General features: G+C 72.4%; 19 protein-coding genes and 1 pseudogene. 12 read left to right on the forward strand and 8 right to left on the reverse strand.

The genetic code is table 11. The features are described 5' to 3' along the window. The first annotated feature begins 25 nt into the window (after window positions 1–25). Window positions 26–385 carry an ArsR/SmtB family transcription factor gene (locus GH723_RS03440; RefSeq protein ID WP_153758335.1) on the forward strand — a complete coding sequence of 120 codons (360 nt, stop codon included), beginning with the start codon at window positions 26–28 and terminating at the stop codon, window positions 383–385. Next, window positions 382–2,082 (forward strand): SulP family inorganic anion transporter, encoded by a 1,701-nt coding sequence (locus GH723_RS03445; protein ID WP_229023021.1) that lies wholly within the window; start codon window positions 382–384, stop codon window positions 2,080–2,082. The genes GH723_RS03440 and GH723_RS03445 overlap by 4 nt, the downstream gene beginning before the upstream one ends. Before the next feature lie 4 nt (window positions 2,083–2,086). Here the strand turns inward: GH723_RS03445 and GH723_RS03450 are convergent, their stop codons facing one another. The 4 genes from GH723_RS03450 to GH723_RS03465 form a co-directional block, all read right to left on the reverse strand. Continuing rightward, entirely contained in the window at window positions 2,087–2,701 is a 615-nt protein-coding gene (locus GH723_RS03450) for a DNA-3-methyladenine glycosylase I (RefSeq protein WP_153758336.1), read from the reverse strand. Beyond that, window positions 2,698–3,006, reverse strand: a complete 309-nt coding sequence (locus GH723_RS03455; protein WP_229023022.1) for a YciI family protein — start codon at window positions 3,004–3,006, stop codon at window positions 2,698–2,700. Before GH723_RS03455 ends, GH723_RS03450 begins: the two co-directional genes overlap by 4 nt. Further along, on the reverse strand, window positions 3,003–3,596 hold the full coding sequence (locus GH723_RS03460) for a TetR/AcrR family transcriptional regulator (RefSeq protein WP_153758337.1): 594 nt from the start codon (window positions 3,594–3,596) through the stop codon (window positions 3,003–3,005). Before GH723_RS03460 ends, GH723_RS03455 begins: the two co-directional genes overlap by 4 nt. An 86-nt stretch (window positions 3,597–3,682) precedes the next feature. Further along, entirely contained in the window at window positions 3,683–4,345 is a 663-nt protein-coding gene (locus GH723_RS03465) for a DedA family protein (protein WP_153758338.1), read from the reverse strand. Window positions 4,346–4,413: 68 nt separating this feature from the next. On the opposite strand from GH723_RS03465, the gene GH723_RS03470 reads away from it, so the two are divergent. Genes GH723_RS03470 through GH723_RS18695 form a run of 4 tightly spaced genes read left to right on the forward strand, consistent with a single transcriptional unit; the run spans window position 4,414 to window position 7,634 of the window. Next, entirely contained in the window at window positions 4,414–5,763 is a 1,350-nt protein-coding gene (locus GH723_RS03470; protein ID WP_153758339.1) for an FAD-binding oxidoreductase, read from the forward strand. A gap of 58 nt (window positions 5,764–5,821) precedes the next feature. Continuing rightward, the gene (locus GH723_RS03475) at window positions 5,822–6,484 is read left to right on the forward strand and encodes an arsenate reductase/protein-tyrosine-phosphatase family protein (protein WP_153758340.1); all 663 of its coding nucleotides are present in this window, start codon (window positions 5,822–5,824) and stop codon (window positions 6,482–6,484) included. Then, window positions 6,481–7,212: an aquaporin gene (locus GH723_RS18690; RefSeq protein ID WP_229023023.1), complete on the forward strand. Its 732-nt coding sequence runs from the start codon at window positions 6,481–6,483 to the stop codon at window positions 7,210–7,212. The genes GH723_RS03475 and GH723_RS18690 overlap by 4 nt, the downstream gene beginning before the upstream one ends. Window positions 7,213–7,268: 56 nt before the next feature. Next, on the forward strand, window positions 7,269–7,634 hold the full coding sequence (locus GH723_RS18695; protein ID WP_407650262.1) for an arsenate reductase/protein-tyrosine-phosphatase family protein: 366 nt from the start codon (window positions 7,269–7,271) through the stop codon (window positions 7,632–7,634). Between the two features lie 6 nt (window positions 7,635–7,640). Here GH723_RS18695 and GH723_RS03485 read toward each other — a convergent pair whose 3' ends face one another. Continuing rightward, window positions 7,641–8,588 (reverse strand): DUF808 domain-containing protein, encoded by a 948-nt coding sequence (locus tag GH723_RS03485; RefSeq protein WP_153758342.1) that lies wholly within the window; start codon window positions 8,586–8,588, stop codon window positions 7,641–7,643. Window positions 8,589–8,672: 84 nt separating this feature from the next. Here GH723_RS03485 and GH723_RS03490 point away from each other — a divergent pair, with 84 nt between their 5' ends. Then, window positions 8,673–9,713, forward strand: a complete 1,041-nt coding sequence (locus tag GH723_RS03490; protein WP_153758343.1) for a TIGR03857 family LLM class F420-dependent oxidoreductase — start codon at window positions 8,673–8,675, stop codon at window positions 9,711–9,713. Here the strand turns inward: GH723_RS03490 and GH723_RS03495 are convergent. Then, window positions 9,703–10,191: an SRPBCC family protein gene (locus GH723_RS03495; protein WP_153758344.1), complete on the reverse strand. Its 489-nt coding sequence runs from the start codon at window positions 10,189–10,191 to the stop codon at window positions 9,703–9,705. The genes GH723_RS03490 and GH723_RS03495 overlap by 11 nt on opposite strands. After that, window positions 10,188–10,559, reverse strand: a complete 372-nt coding sequence (locus tag GH723_RS03500) for an ArsR/SmtB family transcription factor (protein ID WP_153758345.1) — start codon at window positions 10,557–10,559, stop codon at window positions 10,188–10,190. Before GH723_RS03500 ends, GH723_RS03495 begins: the two co-directional genes overlap by 4 nt. Window positions 10,560–10,710: 151 nt before the next feature. Between GH723_RS03500 and GH723_RS03505 the strand changes: the two genes are divergently transcribed. From GH723_RS03505 to GH723_RS03520, 4 genes and pseudogenes are all read left to right on the forward strand, one after another. Beyond that, on the forward strand, window positions 10,711–11,730 hold the full coding sequence (locus tag GH723_RS03505; RefSeq protein WP_195210503.1) for an HNH endonuclease signature motif containing protein: 1,020 nt from the start codon (window positions 10,711–10,713) through the stop codon (window positions 11,728–11,730). Window positions 11,731–11,771: 41 nt separating this feature from the next. Then, a complete protein-coding gene (locus GH723_RS03510) occupies window positions 11,772–12,212 on the forward strand; it encodes a helix-turn-helix transcriptional regulator (RefSeq protein ID WP_153758347.1) in 441 nt (146 codons plus the stop codon). 10 nt (window positions 12,213–12,222) lie between these two features. After that, entirely contained in the window at window positions 12,223–12,633 is a 411-nt protein-coding gene (locus GH723_RS03515) for a VOC family protein (protein ID WP_153758348.1), read from the forward strand. 5 nt (window positions 12,634–12,638) lie between these two features. Further along, window positions 12,639–14,996 (forward strand): annotated as a pseudogene (locus GH723_RS03520) (ATP-binding cassette domain-containing protein). Here GH723_RS03520 and galK read toward each other — a convergent pair. Further along, window positions 14,981–16,210, reverse strand: a complete 1,230-nt coding sequence (galK, locus tag GH723_RS03525; RefSeq protein WP_267471333.1) for a galactokinase — start codon at window positions 16,208–16,210, stop codon at window positions 14,981–14,983. The pseudogene GH723_RS03520 and the gene galK overlap by 16 nt on opposite strands. On the opposite strand from galK, the gene GH723_RS03530 reads away from it, so the two are divergent. After that, window positions 16,095–17,240, forward strand: coding sequence for a glycoside hydrolase family 43 protein (locus GH723_RS03530; RefSeq protein WP_195210504.1), 1,146 nt, complete (start codon window positions 16,095–16,097; stop codon window positions 17,238–17,240). The two genes, galK and GH723_RS03530, sit on opposite strands and share 116 nt — an antisense overlap. Window positions 17,241–17,258 lie beyond the last annotated feature (18 nt).

The following is a 17,258-nucleotide window of genomic DNA, read 5'->3' on the forward strand; positions in this document are numbered from 1 at the left end:
CGCAGCAGGGAAGGATCCGTCCGTCATGCCGTCATCGGGACCCAGCGACGCCCGACCTCTCTCCGAGGTGAAGGCCGAGCTGTTCAAAGCCATGGGCCACCCGGCGCGCATCCGCGCGCTCGAGGTGCTCGCCGAGGGCGAGCGCTCGGTGTCCGAGCTCCAGCCCCTGGTGGGGATCGAGTCGTCGCACCTCTCCCAGCAGCTCGGCGTCCTCCGCCGCGCCGGGCTCGTCACGACCCGCCGCGAGGGCTCCAACGTCGTCTACGCGCTGAAGGACCCGCTCGTCGGCGACCTCCTCGCTGTGGCCAAGCGGTTCCTCCTCGCATCCCTCACCGAGACCCGCGACCTGCTCGCCGACCTGCACGCCGAGGTCGAGCCCCGGTGACCCTCCCCACCCGTTCCCGGACGTCGCTGCGCTCGCTGCTGCCGCACCGGGCGGACTACGCCGGGCTCGCCTCGACGTGGCGAGCGGACGTGATGGCCGGGCTCACCGTCGGCGTGGTGGCCCTGCCGCTCGCCCTCGCCTTCGGCATCACGACGGGGTTGGGCGCGGCCGCCGGGCTCACGACAGCCATCGTCGCCGGTCTCGTGGCGGCCGTCTTCGGCGGGTCGCACGTCCAGGTGTCCGGACCGACCGGCGCGATGACCGTCGTCCTCGTCCCGCTGGTCGCCCGCCACGGCGCCGACGCCGTGGTTGTCGTCGGCGTGATCGCGGGTCTGTTCGTGGTCGTCGCCAGCGCACTGCGCCTCGGGCGGCTCCTCGCCTACATCCCGTGGCCCGTCATCGAGGGCTTCACGCTCGGCATCGCCGTCATCATCTTCCTCCAGCAGGTGCCTGCTGCCCTCGGCGTCGCGACGCCCGAGGGCGAGAACACCGCCATCGTGGCGGTCCGTGCCGCACTCGACGCCCTGGACCACGGGTCCTTCGCGGCTCTGCTGCTCGTCGGCCTCGTCGTCGCGGTCATGGTGCTGGCGCCGCGGCTGCACCGCTCGCTCCCGGCGTCGCTACTCGCCGTCGTCGCTGCCACGTCGGCTGTGAAGGTGGTCGGGCTCGACGTGGCGACGATCGGCGCCCTGCCGTCGACGCTTCCCGCTCCCTCCCTGCCTGCGGTCGACCTCGGTGTGCTCGGCGGCTTCATCGGCCCGGCGTTCGCCGTGGCGCTGCTCGCCGCGATCGAGTCGCTGCTCTCCGCCAAGGTGGCCGACGGCATGGTCGACGGCCCGCGCCACGACCCCGATCGCGAGCTCTTCGGACAGGGCCTGGCCAACGTGGTCTCGCCGCTCTTCGGCGGCATGCCCGCGACCGGTGCGATCGCCCGCACCGCGGTCAACGTCAGGGCCGGTGCCCGCACGCGGCTGGCCTCGGTCGTCCACTCGCTGGCACTCGTCGCCGTCGTGCTCGCCGGGTCCGATCTCGTCGCCGAGATCCCGCTCGCCGCGCTCGCCGGCGTCCTCGTCGTGACCGCGATGCGCATGGTCGAGGTCCACAACATCCGTTCGATCCTGCGATCGACCCGCTCGGACGCAGCGGTCCTCGGGATCACGGCCGCGGCGACCATCGTGTTCGACCTCGTCGTCGCGGTGGAGGTCGGCGTCGCCGTCGCCGCCGTCCTTGCCCTCCGTCAGGTGGCGCGCACCACCGCGCTGGCCGAGACGCCGGTGCCCGCCGAGGTCGACCCCGAGGACGAGGAGTCGCTCCTCCATGAGCACATCGTCGCCTACCGGATCGACGGCGCCCTGTTCTTCGGCGCCTCCCAACGCTTCTTGGCCAGCCTGTCGCAGGTGGCCGACGTGCGGGTCGTCATCCTCCGGCTGCCCGACCTGCAGGTCCTCGACGCCACCGGCGCCCACGCCCTCGGTGAGATCGTGGCCGACCTCGAGCGTCGGCACATCACCGTCCTGCTGAAGGGCCCCCGGCCGGAGCACGAGCGGTTGCTGCGCAACGTCGGCGCGCTCGACCACCTCGCGTCGGAGCACCACCTCTTCACCGACCTCGACGCCGCGGTGGCCCACGCGCGGCTCCACGCGTCGGGCGCGGGGCACGATCCGACCTGTCGACCGCCGTCGCCCCGCGCTGCGTGACCTGTCAGGGCGTGGGCCGCGTGAAGACCGCCCGTGCCGCTTCGGTCGTCGTCCGTTGGGCGCACCCGTGCACGTGGTCGTTGACCAGGCCCATCGCCTGCATGAACGCGAAGACGGTGGTCGGCCCGACGAAGCGCCAGCCTCGCCGCTTCAGCTCCTTGGCCATCGCCACCGACTCGGGGGAGGTCGTGACCGTCTGCGGGTCGGGGAGCGTCGCCGGGTCCGGCTCGAAGCGCCAGACGAACGATCCGAGCGAGCCCTCGGCGTCGATCAGCTCGACGGCGGCACGGGCGTTGGCGAGGACGGCCTCGATCTTGCCCCGGTGCCGCACGATCCCGGCGTCGCCGAGCAGCCGTTCGACGTCCGCTGCCCCGTAGGCCGCGACCCGTTCGATCGCGAACCCGTCGAACGCGGCGCGGAAGTTCTCACGCTTGGCGAGGATCGTCCGCCAGCTCAGGCCGGACTGGAACGCCTCCAGGCTGAGCTTCTCGAAGAGCCGGTCGTCGTCGCCGACGGGCTGGCCCCACTCGTCGTCGTGGTAGGCGAGGAAGTCCGGAGCGCCGGCCGCCCACGGGCACCGCTCGACGCCGTCCGGCCCCCGCCAGGTGGCCGTGGTCATCGGCCGACCGCGGCAGCGAGCTCGGGATGGATGCGCGATGGCACGATCTCGGTGATCGTCGGCGTGGCGACCCCGTGCGCCACGAACGGGTCCTGGTGCACGCGGGCTGAGAGGGTCGCCTCGGAGGTCCGGCGGGCGAGGATGGCGCCACCGCGGCCTGGCACAGAGCCGACGAGCAGGAAGACGCCGTCCTCGACGCCCCGGTCGATCCACGCGGCGTGGCCAGGTGCGTGAGCCCCGGCGTGTGTCGGATCGGTGATCTCGAGGGTCACGAGGTACACGGGGTCCGGCGTCTCTGCGGTCATCGGGTCGTCCTTCCGTCGTCGGTGGTGGTGATCTCGGCCAGCCACGCGTGGAGCAGCTGGGCCTCGCGGCGCACGAACGAGGCGTCGCGGTGGACCTGGGCGAGCAGGGCGATCCCCTGGCTGCGCATCAGGACGTGGAGCGCCCGCTCGTCGGCCAGGTCCGCGTCGCCGAGGGCGGCGAACTGCTGGCGGAGCCAGGCGCGGAACTGGTCGAGGATCGATGCGGCGTCGTCGCGCATCGGGTGGTCGGCCTTGGCCAGCTCGGCGCAGAGGGAGCCGACCGGGCACCCGTGCTCGATGATCGGGGCCATGTTCGTGATGACGATGTCGATGAACCGGCCGATGCGTCCGGCCGGGGAGTCCTCGTCCTGCTCCCACTCGGCGAGCATCTCAGCGGTGCGCTGCGTGCGGCGCTCGATCACCGCCCGGAGCAGGTCGTCCTTCGCTCGGAAGTGGTAGTGGAAGTTCCCCTTCGCGATGCCGGTGCGGGCGGCGAGCGACGAGAAGGAGGTGGCGGCCACGCCGTGCTCGTAGAACTCGTCGTCGGCGCAGGCCACGATCCGCTCCCTCGTCGCCGCTGCGTTCCGCATCGCACCTCCCCGTTCGTTTCCCTCTAGGACGAGCGTCCTAGAGCGGGTGAACCATAGCTCGTCGCTGGGGCACCGCCACGACGGGATCAGTTGCGTGAGCCGATGCGGTCGCGCCGACGCCAGACGGCGCGTCCGATGAGCACGAGAAGGGCGAGGATCACCGCCACGTCGATGTAGTCGGAGTACCTGCCGACCGACTGCCACTGGCTCCCGAGGAGGTAGCCCGCCCCGACGAGGAGGCAGTTCCACGCCACCGTCCCGAGGAGGGTGAGGCCGATGAACGCCGGGAACGGCATCGCCTGGAACCCGGCGGGGAGAGAGACGATGCTCCGAACGCCGGGCACCAACCGCCCGATGAGCACCGACGAGCCGCCGTGCCGTCTGAACCAGGCCTGTGCCCGATCGAGGTCCTCGCGCTCGACGAGCGGCACCCGCACGAGCAGGTCGTTCACCCGCTGCTCGCCCCACCGCCGGCCGAGTCCGTAGAGGGCCAGGGCGCCGATGAGCGAACCGATGGTGGCCGCGACCACAGCGCCGAGCAGGTGCATCCGGTCCCGCTCGGCGAGGTAGCCAGCGAGGGGGAGGACGACCTCGCTCGGGATCGGGGGGAAGAGGTTCTCGAGGAGGGTGAGCGCACCGACGCCGAGGACGCCGAGCGCGTCGATCACGTCGACCACCCAACCCGACAGTCCGCTGAGCTCGTCGGCATCCGAGGCGGCCGCGACGAGCATGAGGGTGTCGATCGTCATGGAACCTGTGCCTGCCCCGTCGGGCGCCCGCTGGAACCCGACCGGCGGGCGGCCCGTACAGTCGGACCATGGACCGCGTCGTCGAGGAACTGGTCGCTGCCCTCCCGGAGGGAGCGGTCGTCTCCGACCCCGACGTCGTCGAGGGCTACCGGTTCGATCGCGCATCGACGGTCACACCGGGTCGTCCTCGCGCCGTGGTGCGCGCCACCTGCACCGCCGACGTGCAGGCCGTGCTGCGCATCGCGTCGCAGCACCGGGTGCCGGTCGTGCCGCGCGGCGCGGGCACCGGCCTGTCGGGCGGTGCGGCGGCGGTCGACGGGGCGATCACCCTGTCGACCGATCGCATGCGTGCCGTCGACGTCGACCCGGCGGCGATGGTCGCCGTCGTCCAGCCGGGCGCGCTCAACGCCGAGGTGAAGGCGGCGGCTGCCGAGCACGGGCTCTGGTACCCGCCCGATCCGTCGTCCTACGAGATCTGCTCGATCGGCGGCAACCTCGCCACCAACGCCGGCGGCCTGTGCTGCGTCCGGCAGGGGGTCACCACCGACTACGTCCTCGGCATCGAGGTCGTCCTCGCCGACGGTCGGGCCGTCCGTCTCGGCGGGCGCACGATCAAGGACGTCGCCGGCTACGACCTGAAGCGCCTGTTCGTGGGCTCCGAGGGCACCCTCGGCGTCATCACCGAGGCGACGCTGCGCCTGCGCCCGGCCCCGCCACCGCTGGCCACGATCGTCGCGACGTTCGACGACGTCGTCGACGCCGGTCGGGCCGTGACGGCGATCATGGGGCAGCTCCGCCCGGCCACGCTCGAGCTGATGGACGCCGCCGCCGTGGCCGCGGTCGAGGCGGTGAAGCCGATGGGGCTCGCCGCGGTCGGCGCCCTCCTCCTCGCGCAGTGCGACGTGGGGAGCGCGGACGTCGCCGCCGTCGTCGCCGCCTGCGAGTCCGCCGGCGCCGCGTACGTCGCGGCGACCGAGGACGCCGACGAGGGCGAGCTCCTCCTCGGTGCCCGTCGCATGGCGATCCCGTGCGTCGAGCGTCTGGGTGCCGTGCTCATCGAGGACGTCGGCGTGCCCATCCCGCGCATCCCCGACCTCGTCGCCGCGGTCGAGCAGGTCGCGGCGCGCACGCAGACCCGCATCCCGGTAATCGGCCACGCCGGTGACGGCAACTTCCACCCCCTCGTCACCTTCGACCCGGCGGACGCCGACGCCGCGGCCCGGGCGCAGGTCGCCTTCGACGAGGTCATGCGGGCCGCGCTCGCGCTGGGCGGGACCATCACGGGGGAGCACGGCGTCGGCAGCCTGAAGGCCGCGCACCTGCACGACCAGCTGGGGCCCGACGTGCTCGACCTCTCCCGGCGGGTGAAGGCGGCCCTCGACCCCGACGGCATCCTCAACCCAGGCAAGTGGATCTGACGCACCATCTCTCAGCATGAGTTGACTCAATCTCTGTTGACCTTTTACCGTGTCGGTCATGGACGGACCTCCCGACCTGGAGCATCGAGCACGACGTCACGCCGCGCTGGGTGACCCGGTGCGCCTCCGCATCGTCGACGAGCTGGCGACCTCCGACCGGGCGCCGGTCGAGCTGCGGCAGCGGCTCGGGATCGAGTCGAACCTCCTCGCCCACCACCTCGAGGTGCTGGAGTCGGTCGGCGTCGTCGAGCGCCACCGGTCGAGCGGCGACGGTCGCCGCCGGTACGTCCACCTCGTCCGTCGGTCGCTCGACGACCTGGTCCTCCGCCCGTCCCTCGCCCCCGGGCCCGCGCTGTTCGTGTGCACCGCCAACTCCGCCCGCTCGCAGCTGGCCGCAGCGTTGTGGCGGGCGCGCACAGGCCACGACGCGTCGTCCGCCGGCACCCACCCCGCCGAGCGCGTCCACCCGGGTGCGGTGCACGCCGCGCGCCGCGCCGGCCTCGACCTGGGGGACGCGGTGCCGCAGGCGTTGGAGGCGGCCGGTGCGGCGCCGGCGCTGGTCGTCACCGTGTGCGACCGCGCCCACGAGGAGCTCTCGCCGTCAGGGGAGTGGCTCCACTGGTCGGTACCCGACCCCGTGCCCGACGGCTCCGCCAAGGCCTTCGACGCCGCCGTCGCCGAGCTGCGGACGCGGATCGACGGGCTGGTGGGGGTCTCGTGACCGATGCCCAGCTGGCGCACGAACCGCAGACCGGCATCGGGGAGCTGCGCCTCGACCTCGTCCGCCGGCTCGTGGCCGAGGGGTTCGGCACCGCGATGCTCATCGTCGCCGTCGTCGGATCCGGCATCGCAGCCAGTCGGCTGTCGGCCGGCGACGTCGGGCTGCAGCTCCTCGAGAACGCCGCGGCGACCACCGCCGCGCTGATCGGGCTCATCCTCATGTTCGGTGCGGTGTCCGGCGCGCACTTCAACCCCGTCGTGACGCTCCTCGACCGGGCGCTCGGCACGATGACCACCCGCGACACCGGTCTCTACGTGCTCGCCCAGGTCGTGGGGGGATGCGTCGGCACCGTCCTCGCCAACGTGATGTTCGAGCTGCCCGCCGTCGCCTGGTCCACCACCGACCGCTCGTCCGCCGCGCTGTGGCTGTCCGAGGTCCTCGCCACCCTCACCCTGCTCGTCCTCATCCAGGGGTGCGTGCGCACCGGTCGGACGTCGGTCGTCCCCTTCGCCGTCGGCATCTGGATCGGCGGGGCCTACTGGTTCACGTCGTCGACGAGCTTCGCGAACCCGGCGGTCACCATCGCCCGGACGCTGTCGGACAGCTTCGCCGGCATCGCGCCGGCCTCGGCGCCCGGGTTCGTGGCCGCCCAACTGGTCGGCTGCGTCCTGGCGTACGCGCTCGTCCGGTTCCTCTACCCGCACCACCGATCGGAGGCTGCGCTGTGACCACCACCGTCCCCGAGGTCCTCTTCGTCTGCGTCCACAACGCGGGTCGCTCCCAGATGGCCGCGGCGCTGCTCGCGCGCCACGCCGGCGACCGGGTCGTCGTCCGCTCGGCCGGCTCGGCCCCGGCCGACGACCTCAACCCCGCCGTCGTCGAGGCCATGGCCGAGGTCGGCATCGACCTGCGGGCTGCCGGCGCACGCCCGAAGCGCCTGGAGGACGCCGCCGTCGCGGCCTCCGACGTCGTCATCACGATGGGCTGCGGCGACGCCTGCCCCTTCTACCCGGGCACCCGCTACGAGGACTGGCAGCTCGACGACCCCGCCGGCCAGGGCATCGAGGCGGTCCGACCGATCCGCGACGAGATCGACCGACGGGTCCTCGATCTGCTGGCCTCGCTCGGGATCGAACGCGCGACCGCCTGATGCGCCTCAGTGGGCGGGGGCCCGGTCGGTTCCTCGCCAGCGCCCGACCTGGGCCACGACGAAGGCGACGACCATGCCGACGGCGAGGCCGACGACGGCGGACGCCGCCGTGTTCACCAACCACCCGAGCACGTCGGCGAGCGGCAGGTCGTGGACGAGGTCCTCCAGGTCGTGCACGACCCCGTAGGGCCAGTGCCAGCCGAGCTCGTCCGAGCCGACGAGGAGGATGTGCCCGCCGACCCAGAGCATCGCGGCGATGCCGATCCGCGACAGCCAGGCCAAGACGATCGGCATGGCCCTGACGAGGAGCTGACCGAACCTCTGGGACCGCTCCGACGGCCGTTCGGCGAGGGACAGGCCGATGTCGTCCATCTTCACGATGGCGGCGACGACGCCGTAGACGATGATCGTGATGAGCACGGCGACGACCGCGAGGATGATCGCCCGTGACGCGAGCGGCTCGTCGATCACCTCCTTCAGCGCGATCACCATGATCTCCGCCGAGAGGATGAAGTCGGTGCGGATCGCGCCGGTGACCGTCGCCTTCTCCGCCTCCGGACCGACGGCGACGGCCGGGACCTCGACGTGCGCCTCGTGGGGCCGCAGCGTGTGGAGGATCTTGTGGGCGCCCTCGTAGCAGAGGTAGGTGCCGCCGAGCATCAGGATGATCTCGACCACGGTGGGCGCGACCTGGCTCAGGAAGATCGCCACCGGGAGGATGAAGAGGAGCTTGTTGCGCAGGGAGCCGACGGCGATCTTCTTGATGATCGGCAGCTCGCGGTGCGCGGCGAGGTTCTTGACGTAGCCCGGAGTGACCGCAGTGTCGTCGACCACCACGCCGGCGGCCTTCATGCTCGCTCGGCCCGCGGCGGCGCTCACGTCGTCGATCGACGACGCCGCGAGCTTCGCCAGCGCCGCCACGTCGTCGAGCAGCGCCACCAGACCACCGGCCATCCCGGTTCCTCCTCTCGGTCGAACGGCCGGAGCCTACGTGCGCAGCCGACCGCGAGGAACCACGCCGCTGTACGGTCCCCGTCCGTGGACCGGACCTTGGACGAGATCGGCTTCTACACCCTGGCCGGCGCGCCGGACTCGCCCGCCGACCTCTTCGACGAGGTCCGTGAGGCGGAGCGGCTCGGCCTCGGTGCGGTGTTCATCTCCGAGCGCTTCAACTCGAAGGAGGCGGTGACGCTCTCGGGAGCGGCGGCCGCGTGCTCCGAGCGGATGCGCATCATCACCGCCGCCACGAACCACAACACCCGCCACCCCGTCGTCACCGCCTCGTACGCCTCGACGATGCACCTGCTCACCGGCGCCCGGTTCACGCTCGGCATCGGTCGCGGCATCGACCCCCTCTTCGACGCCTTCGGCATCCCCCGGATCACGACGGCGCAGATGGAGGAGTTCGCGAGCGTCATGCGACGCCTCTGGAAGGGCGAGGCCATCGTCGGCTACGACGGCCCGCTCGGCACCTACCCGGTGCTGCACCTCGACCGCCGGTTCGACCTCGACATCCCGCTCGGTCTCGTCGCCTTCGGCCCCCAGAGCCTGGCCCTCGGCGGCCGGGCGTTCGACGACGTCGTCCTGCACACGTTCTTCACCGACGAGACGGTCGAGCGCTGCGTGCGCACGGTGAAGCGTGCCGCCGAGGAGGCCGGCAGGGATCCGGCGTCGGTGCGCGTGTGGACCTGCTTCGCGACGATCGGCGACCACATCCCCGAGGACCTGCGCCTGAAGAAGTCCGTCGGCCGGCTGGCCACCTACCTCCAGGGCTACGGCGATCTGCTCGTGCGCACGAACGGCTGGGACCCGGCGGTGCTGGCACGGTTCCGTGCCGACCCGCTCGTGCAGTCGATCGGAGGGGCGGTCGACGCGGTGGCCACGACCGCGCAGCTGGAGCACGTCGCGGAGCTGCTGCCCGACGAGTGGCTGGCGCCGTCGGCCACCGGGTCACCCCAGCAGTGCGGGTCCGCGGTGCAGGGCCAGCTCGACCTCGGTGCGGACGCGGTGATCATGCACGGCGCCACGCCCGCCGAGCTCGCGCCGATCGTCGCTGCGTACCGCGACCTCAGTCGCTGAGCATCGACCGGTAGAGGTCGCCGAGCGGCAGGTAGTCCTGGTCGAACGCCTCGAGGGTCGGCGGCTCCACGTCCTCCACGGCCGACTCCAGGCGATCGAGGTACCACTCCCATCCGGGCCCGACCTCGTGGGCCCCCGACGGGGCGACGTCACGCTGGGTCAGCACGAGGGTCGTCCGACCGTCGGCGTGGGAGAGGTCGAGGTCGAGCAGCCACGTGCCGTACTCGTCGGTGGCGCTGACGGACAGCCGGTGCGGGCGGTCGCAGCGGTGGATGTCGTAGCGGGTCGGTGAGCCCGGTTCGGCCTCGGCGTTCATCGTCACCGTGACGTGGCCCTCGGCGGGGTCGCCCGTCCAGGTGCCGAACCAGCGGGCGAGGCGCTCGGACTCGGTGACGCTCGCCCACACGTCCTCGATCGGGGCGGCGAGCTCGCGTCGGAGCACGAGGTCCCCGTCGGTGATTCGGCCGGTGAGGTTCATGCGATCTCCTCGTCGGTGGTGGCGATGTCGGGTGGTGCCGTGCGTCGTCGGTCGCGTCCGGTGCGCCACACCTCCGTGGCGAGCGCGTCCAGGGCCTGGTCGGTCACGGGTGGGCGCCGGCCATCGAGCTCGCCGAGCAGATCTCGCACCGCGGTGAGGGGCGCGGTGGAGAGGGCGTAGTGGCGCTCCCGGCCGTGGTCGGTGGCGTGCACCAGTCCGGCATCGCCGAGGACGCGGAGGTGGCGACTGATGGCGGGGCGTGAGACCGGGTGCTCGGCGGCGACGTCGACCACGCGCGCCGGCCCGCGAGCGAGACGCCGGAGGATGTCGCGCCGGATCGGGTCGGCCAGCGCCGCGAACACGTCCACGCCCAAATGGTAACTAGTTCGTTACCAATGTCAAGGGAACTGTTGACGCGCCCGCGGGCGCGTGGGGGCTCGGTCTGTGGGCGGTTTGGTGTCACACCCCCTCGGTAGAGTCGAACGTACGTTCGACCACAGCGGAGGCGGCACCGTGCAGATGAGAGAGAAGGTCACCGAGCCGGTGGCGGAGATGGCAGTCGAGCGGCTCGAAGCCGAGATCGTCGCGTTGGCGGGCCGGCTGTCGGCGGGCACCTACGAGCTGTTGGTCCTCGTCGGCGAGCTCGACGCCCGTGGCACCTGGGCGGCGTGGGGTGCCCTGTCGTGTGCGGCGTGGCTCGCCGAGGTCGCCGACATCGACATCGGCACCGCCCGCACCCAGGTCCGCGTCGCCCGCGCCCTGCGACACCACGCCGTGTTGGACGCCGCGATGCGCGCCGGTGAGGTCTCCTACGCCAAGGCCCGCGTCCTGGTCCCCCACGTCTGCGACGACAACGAGGAGGCACTCGTGGAGCTCGCCGCCTGCACCCCGGCAGGTCGGTTGGGCGCAGCGATCGCCGCCTGGTCACGCCGCCACGAGGACCCCGACGAGATCGACCGACGCCACCACACCCAACGATCCCTCACGTGGCGCACCGACCCCGACGGCATGGTCACCCTCACCGCCCGACTCACCCCCCAACAAGCCGCCACCGTCACCGCCGCGATCGACCACCAGGTCATGACCAACCACGCGCCCGCGGGCGCGTCGCTGCGCCAACAACGCGCCGACGCCCTCACCGACACCGTCACACACGGCGGGACCGTCACCGCCGAGGTCGTCATCCACATCCGCGGCGACCAACCCACCCTCCTCGCCGACGGCACCCCCATCGCCGACCACGCCGTCGCCGCGCTCCTCCCCGACGCGTTCGTCTCCCTCCTGCTCTGCGACACCGCCCGCCACCCCATCGACGCCAGCCCCCGCCGACGCACCCCCACCCGCCGCCAACGCCGCGTCCTCGACCAGACCCACCCCGAATGCGCCCACCCCGGCTGCAGAGCTACCCACTTCCTCCAGTACGACCACATCCAGCCCTACACCCACGACGGCCCCACCACCCTCGACAACCTCCAACGCCTCTGCGGACCCCACAACCGCGCCCGCGCCCGCGGGCGCGTCGACGGGACGGGCCCGTGAACCCGTCGGCGGTGGGGGACCGCCTGTGGCACGATCGCCCCGTGAGCGGGAGCACGGCGACGGACCAGCACCTGCGCGACCTCGCGCTCCTCCGGAGGGCGCGCGACCGCATGGACCGCGAGTACACCGAGCCGCTCGACGTGGAGTCGCTCGCCCGGGGCGTCCACATGTCCGCCGGGCACTTCAGCCGGGCGTTCAAGCGTGCCTACGGCGAGTCCCCCTACAGCTACCTGATGACGCGCCGCATCGAGCGCGCGATGGTGCTCCTGCGGCGCGGCGACATGAGCGTCACCGACGTCTGCTTCGCGGTGGGCTGCTCGTCGCTCGGCACCTTCAGCACGCGGTTCACCGAGCTCGTCGGTGTGCCGCCGAGCACCTACCGGCAGCGGGCCGACACCACCGAGGGCATCCCCGGCTGCGTCGCCCAGCAGGTGACGCGACCGGTCAGGATTCGAGAAGCGCCCGTGGCGGCGCGTCCTTAGGGTCGACCGCATGGACATCACCATCCACAGCACCCTCCTCCCGCACACCGATCCCGACGCCTCGCTCGGCTTCTACCGGGACGTCCTCGGCTTCGAGGTCCGCAACGACGTCGGCTACGAGACCATGCGGTGGATCACCGTCGGCCCGCCGGGCCAGCCCGAGACCAACATCGTGCTCAGCCCGCCGGCGGCCGACCCGGGCATCACCGACGAGGAGCGCCGCACGATCGCCGAGATGATGGCGAAGGGCACCTACGGGTTCATCGTCCTCGCCACGCCTGACCTCGACGCCACGTTCGAGGCGATCCAGGCGCACGACGTCGAGGTCGTGCAGGAGCCCATCGAGCAGGACTACGGCGTGCGCGACTGCGCCGTCCGCGACCCCGCCGGGAACATGGTCCGCATCCAGGAGAGGCACTGAGCCGCATGACCGACGTCCACGCCGCCGACACCCACGACCTCATCCGGGTGCACGGCGCCCGGGAGAACAACCTGAAGGACGTCGCGGTCGAGATCCCGAAGCGGCGGCTCACCGTGTTCACCGGCGTCTCGGGGTCGGGCAAGAGCTCGCTGGTGTTCGCCACCATCGCTGCGGAGTCCCAGCGGCTGATCAACGAGACGTACAGCGCGTTCGTGCAGGGCTTCATGCCGACGCTGGCGCGGCCCGACGTCGACCGGCTCGAGGGCCTGACGACGGCGATCATCGTCGACCAGGAGCGCATCGGCGCCAACCCGCGGTCGACCGTCGGCACGGTGACCGACGCCAACGCCATGCTGCGGATCCTCTTCAGCCGGCTCGGCGACCCGCACATCGGGCCGCCCAACGCGTTCTCGTTCAACACCGCGTCGGTGAGCGCGTCGGGGTCGATCACGGTCGAGAAGGCCGGGGCCACCCGCGAGAAGGTCACGTTCACCCGGGCGGGCGGCATGTGCCCCCGGTGCGAGGGCCTCGGCCGGACGAGCGACGTCGACCTCACCCAGCTGTACGACGAGACCAAGTCGATCAACGACGGGGCCATCACCGTCCCCGGCTACAGCATGGACGGCTGGTACGGACGCATCTACCGGGGCTGCGGGTTCTTCGACGCCGACAAGCCGATCAAGCGGTTCACGAAGAAGGAGCTGCACGCGCTCCTCCACATGGAACCGACGAAGGTGAAGGTCGAGGGCGTCAACGTCACCTACGAGGGGCTGATCCCGAAGATCCAGAAGTCGATGCTGTCGAAGGACCGAGAGGCGATGCAGCCCCACATCCGGGCCTTCGTCGACCGGGCCATCACCTTCACCAGCTGCCCCGACTGCGACGGCACGCGGCTGAACGAGGTGGCGCGCTCGTCGAAGATCGACGGTCGGAGCATCGCCGACGTCTGCGCCATGCAGATCGACGACCTCGCCGAGTGGCTCCGCGGCGTCGACGACCCGTCGGTGGCTCCGGTCGTCGAGGGCCTGCAGCACACGCTCGACTCGTTCGTCCGCATCGGCCTCGGCTACCTCAGCCTCGACCGTCCCTCGGGCACGCTGTCGGGCGGCGAGGCCCAGCGGACGAAGATGATCCGCCACCTCGGGTCGTCGCTCACCGACGTCACCTACGTGTTCGACGAGCCGACGATCGGCCTGCACCCCCACGACATCGCCCGGATGAACGATCTGCTGCTCCAGCTGCGCGACAAGGGCAACACCGTGCTCGTGGTCGAGCACAAGCCCGAGGTCATCGCGGTCGCCGACCACGTCGTCGACCTCGGCCCGGCGGCGGGCACGGGCGGCGGCGAGGTCGTCTACGAGGGGTCGGTCGAGGGGCTGCGGGCCGCCGACACGCTCACCGGCCGGCACCTCGACGACCGCGCCCGCCTGAAGGACGAGGTCCGCGCACCGAGCGGCGCGCTCGAGGTGCGGAGGGCCGCCACCCACAACCTGAAGGACGTGGACGTCGACATCCCGCTTGGCGTGCTCGTCGCGCTCACCGGCGTCGCCGGCTCGGGCAAGAGCTCGCTCGTCCAGGGGTCGGTCGCGGGACGGGAGGGTGTGGTCGTCGTCGACCAGACCGCCATCAAGGGGTCGCGGCGCAGCAACCCCGCCACCTACACCGGGCTGCTCGACCCGATCCGCAAGGCGTTCGCGAAGGCCAACGGGGTGAAGCCCGCGCTCTTCAGCGCCAACTCCGAGGGGGCCTGCCCGGCCTGCAACGGGGCCGGGGTCATCTACACCGACCTGGCGATGATGGCCGGGGTCGCCACCACCTGCGAGGAGTGCGAGGGCACCCGCTTCCAGGCCGCGGTGCTCGAGCACCGGCTCGGCGGACGGAACATCGCCGAGGTCCTCGACATGCCGGTCGAGGAGGCGCTCGGGTTCTTCGGCGAGGGTGACGCACGCACGCCGGCGGCGCACAAGGTGCTCGGCCACCTCGCCGACGTCGGCCTCGGGTACCTCCGCCTCGGCTAGCCGCTCACCACGCTGTCCGGCGGTGAGCGTCAGCGGCTGAAGCTGGCCACCCACCTGGGCGACAAGGGGGGCGTGTTCGTGCTCGACGAGCCGACCACCGGCCTCCACCTCGCCGACGTCGAGCAGCTGCTCGCGCTGCTCGACCGGCTGGTGGACGGCGGCAAGTCGGTCATCGTGATCGAGCACCACCAGGCCGTGATGGCGCACGCCGACTGGATCATCGACCTCGGGCCCGGCGCCGGCCACGACGGCGGGAAGGTGGTGTTCGAGGGGCCGCCGGCCGAGCTCGTTGCCGCCCGGTCGACCCTCACCGGGGAGCACCTCGCCGCCTACGTCGGGGCCTGAACCACCGATGCCCCGGCCGAGGGGCGCACGACCCACGAGCGGACACCGAGGTCCGGCACCTCGGCATCGGCGTCGAGGAGCGCGACGCAGCAGCCGCCGAACCCGGCGCCGGTCAGCCGGGCGCCGTGCACCCCCGGCCGTCGGCAGAGCGCCTCGACGAGCTCGTCGAGCACCGCGGTCGAGACCTCGAAGTCGTTGCGCAGGCTGCGGTGGCCGTCGACGAGCAGCGAGCCGAGCTCGTCGACCGCACCCTCCCGGAGGGCGGCCACGGCCGCGCGCACGCGCTCGTTCTCGGTGACGACGTGCCGGGCGCGCCGGCGCAGCACCGCGTCGGCGATGCGCTCCACGTCGGCCACGGTGGCGGACCGCAGCGGACCGATCGCGGCCTCGGCCGCCTCGCACTGCGCCCGACGTGCGCCGTACTCGCTCGTGGCCAGGGCGCGTCGTTGGCCGGAGTCGACGACCACGATCCGGAGCCCGTCGGGGATCTGCACCGGCTCGACGTCGAGGGTGTGGCAGTCGACGAGCAGCGCGTGGCCCTCGACGCCGGCCGCGGAGGCGAGCTGGTCCATGATCCCGCACGGCACCCCGGACGCGACCTGCTCGGCGGACTGGCAGGCCCGGGCGAGCTCGATCGGCGTCCCCTCGAACCCGAGCGCCAACGCCACCGCGACCTCGAGGGCGGCGCTCGAGGACAGGCCGGCACCGATCGGGACGTCGGTGCGCACCCGGCCCCGCCCGCCCACGGCCGGCCGCAGCACCTCGACGACGCCGGCGACGTAGCGCGCCCAGACGGGATGCACCTCGGCAGGCGGGACGCTCGACCCGAGCGCGACGACGGCGGCGTCGGGCTCGTCGTCGGACACCAGGTGGAGGGTGGATCCTCCGCGCTCGATCTCGACGACCGTCCGGCGATCGATCGCCATCGGCAGGACGAGACCGCCGGTGGTGTCGGTGTGCTCGCCGATGAGGTTGACCCGGCCCGGGGCCCGGGCGACGACCGTCATGGGACGAGCCTGCCAGGTCCGAGCGGGGCGTCCGGCGGTACTCTTCGGCCATCCGGCACCAGGGGCCCGGCGCGAGGGGAGAGGTGGCACCGTGGTCGGAGCCCGGTGGCGGCTGCTGTGGCTGGCGGTGGTGACGGTCCTCGTGGCGGCCTGCACGTCGAGCGCGGGCGGCGCATCGGGCGAGGGCCCGACCTCGGCGTCGACCACCCCGCGCCCGGTCCCCGACACCAGCACGACCACGACGGCTCCACCACCGCCGACCACCACGACGACCGCGCCTGCGCCCACGATCGACCCCGCGGTGCACACGCCGCCGCCCGCCGATCCGTCGGCGCCCGGCTGGCTGCCGACCACCCCGGACTTCGACATGCCGAACCCGCTCATCGTCCTGACCGACGAGCACTACGTGTCGTTCGCGACCCAGACGGAGTGGGACGGCGTCACCATCAACGTGCCGTTCCGCCTGTCGACGGACCTCGTGACGTGGAGCCTCCCCGGCGACGCGCTGCCGGTGCTGCCGCCCTGGGCTGCGCACGACGTCACCTGGGCGCCCGACGTGCTCCAGACCGAGGACGGGTGGGTCCTCTTCTTCACCGCTCGGCTGCAGGGGACCGAGCTGCAGTGCATCGGCCACGCCGTCGGCGATGCGCTGCTCGGTCCGTACGCCGCGTTCGACGAGCCGATCGTGTGCCCCACCGAGCGGGGTGGCGCGATCGACCCGCGCAGCTTCGTCGACCTCGACGGGCAGGCGTGGCTCCTCTGGAAGACCGACGACAACTGGGACCTCGATCGCGAGGCGCCGTCGTCGATCGTGTCCCAGCGCCTGTCGTCCGACGGCACCGCGCTCGTCGGCGAGCCCTCCGTGATCCTCGACGCCGCCTTCGGGTGGGAGGGCCACATCGTCGAGGCGCCCGACATGGTGCGTGGTCCCGACGGGCGGCTGTGGCTGCTCTACTCCGGTGGGTGGTTCAACCAGCCGCACTACGGGCTCGGCTGGGCCGAGTGCGCCACGCCGGCCGGTCCGTGCACCCGCCACGGGGCCGGCCGCTTCCTCGGCACGAACCTCCAGGGTGAGGGGCCGGGGGAGGGGTCGATCTGGTTCGACCGGGACGGCTCGACCTGGATCGCCTACGCCCCGTGGGCCCAGCGCTTCCGCACGCCCACGCCGCGCCCGCTGGCCCTCGTCCGGTTGGGCTTCGGACCCGACGGCCCCTACCTCGGATCGCCACAGCGCTGAGCCATTGCGCCGCTGAAC

Origin of the sequence: Actinomarinicola tropica (genome assembly GCF_009650215.1) — a bacterium.
Lineage (GTDB): Bacteria > Actinomycetota > Acidimicrobiia > Acidimicrobiales > SKKL01 > Actinomarinicola > Actinomarinicola tropica.

Coding starts and splice junctions, on each gene's coding strand:
- GH723_RS03475 (WP_153758340.1), top strand. CDS start 5,822: ATGGACGGACCTCCCGACCTGGAGCATCGAGCACGACGTCACGCCGCG.
- GH723_RS18695 (WP_407650262.1), top strand. CDS start 7,269: ATGGCCGCGGCGCTGCTCGCGCGCCACGCCGGCGACCGGGTCGTCGTC.
- GH723_RS03460 (WP_153758337.1), bottom strand. CDS start 3,596: ATGCGGAACGCAGCGGCGACGAGGGAGCGGATCGTGGCCTGCGCCGAC.
- GH723_RS03450 (WP_153758336.1), bottom strand. CDS start 2,701: ATGACCACGGCCACCTGGCGGGGGCCGGACGGCGTCGAGCGGTGCCCG.
- GH723_RS03470 (WP_153758339.1), top strand. CDS start 4,414: ATGGACCGCGTCGTCGAGGAACTGGTCGCTGCCCTCCCGGAGGGAGCG.
- GH723_RS03440 (WP_153758335.1), top strand. CDS start 26: ATGCCGTCATCGGGACCCAGCGACGCCCGACCTCTCTCCGAGGTGAAG.
- GH723_RS03495 (WP_153758344.1), bottom strand. CDS start 10,191: ATGAACCTCACCGGCCGAATCACCGACGGGGACCTCGTGCTCCGACGC.
- GH723_RS03515 (WP_153758348.1), top strand. CDS start 12,223: ATGGACATCACCATCCACAGCACCCTCCTCCCGCACACCGATCCCGAC.
- GH723_RS03465 (WP_153758338.1), bottom strand. CDS start 4,345: ATGACGATCGACACCCTCATGCTCGTCGCGGCCGCCTCGGATGCCGAC.
- GH723_RS03455 (WP_229023022.1), bottom strand. CDS start 3,006: ATGACCGCAGAGACGCCGGACCCCGTGTACCTCGTGACCCTCGAGATC.
- GH723_RS03485 (WP_153758342.1), bottom strand. CDS start 8,588: ATGGCCGGTGGTCTGGTGGCGCTGCTCGACGACGTGGCGGCGCTGGCG.
- GH723_RS03505 (WP_195210503.1), top strand. CDS start 10,711: ATGAGAGAGAAGGTCACCGAGCCGGTGGCGGAGATGGCAGTCGAGCGG.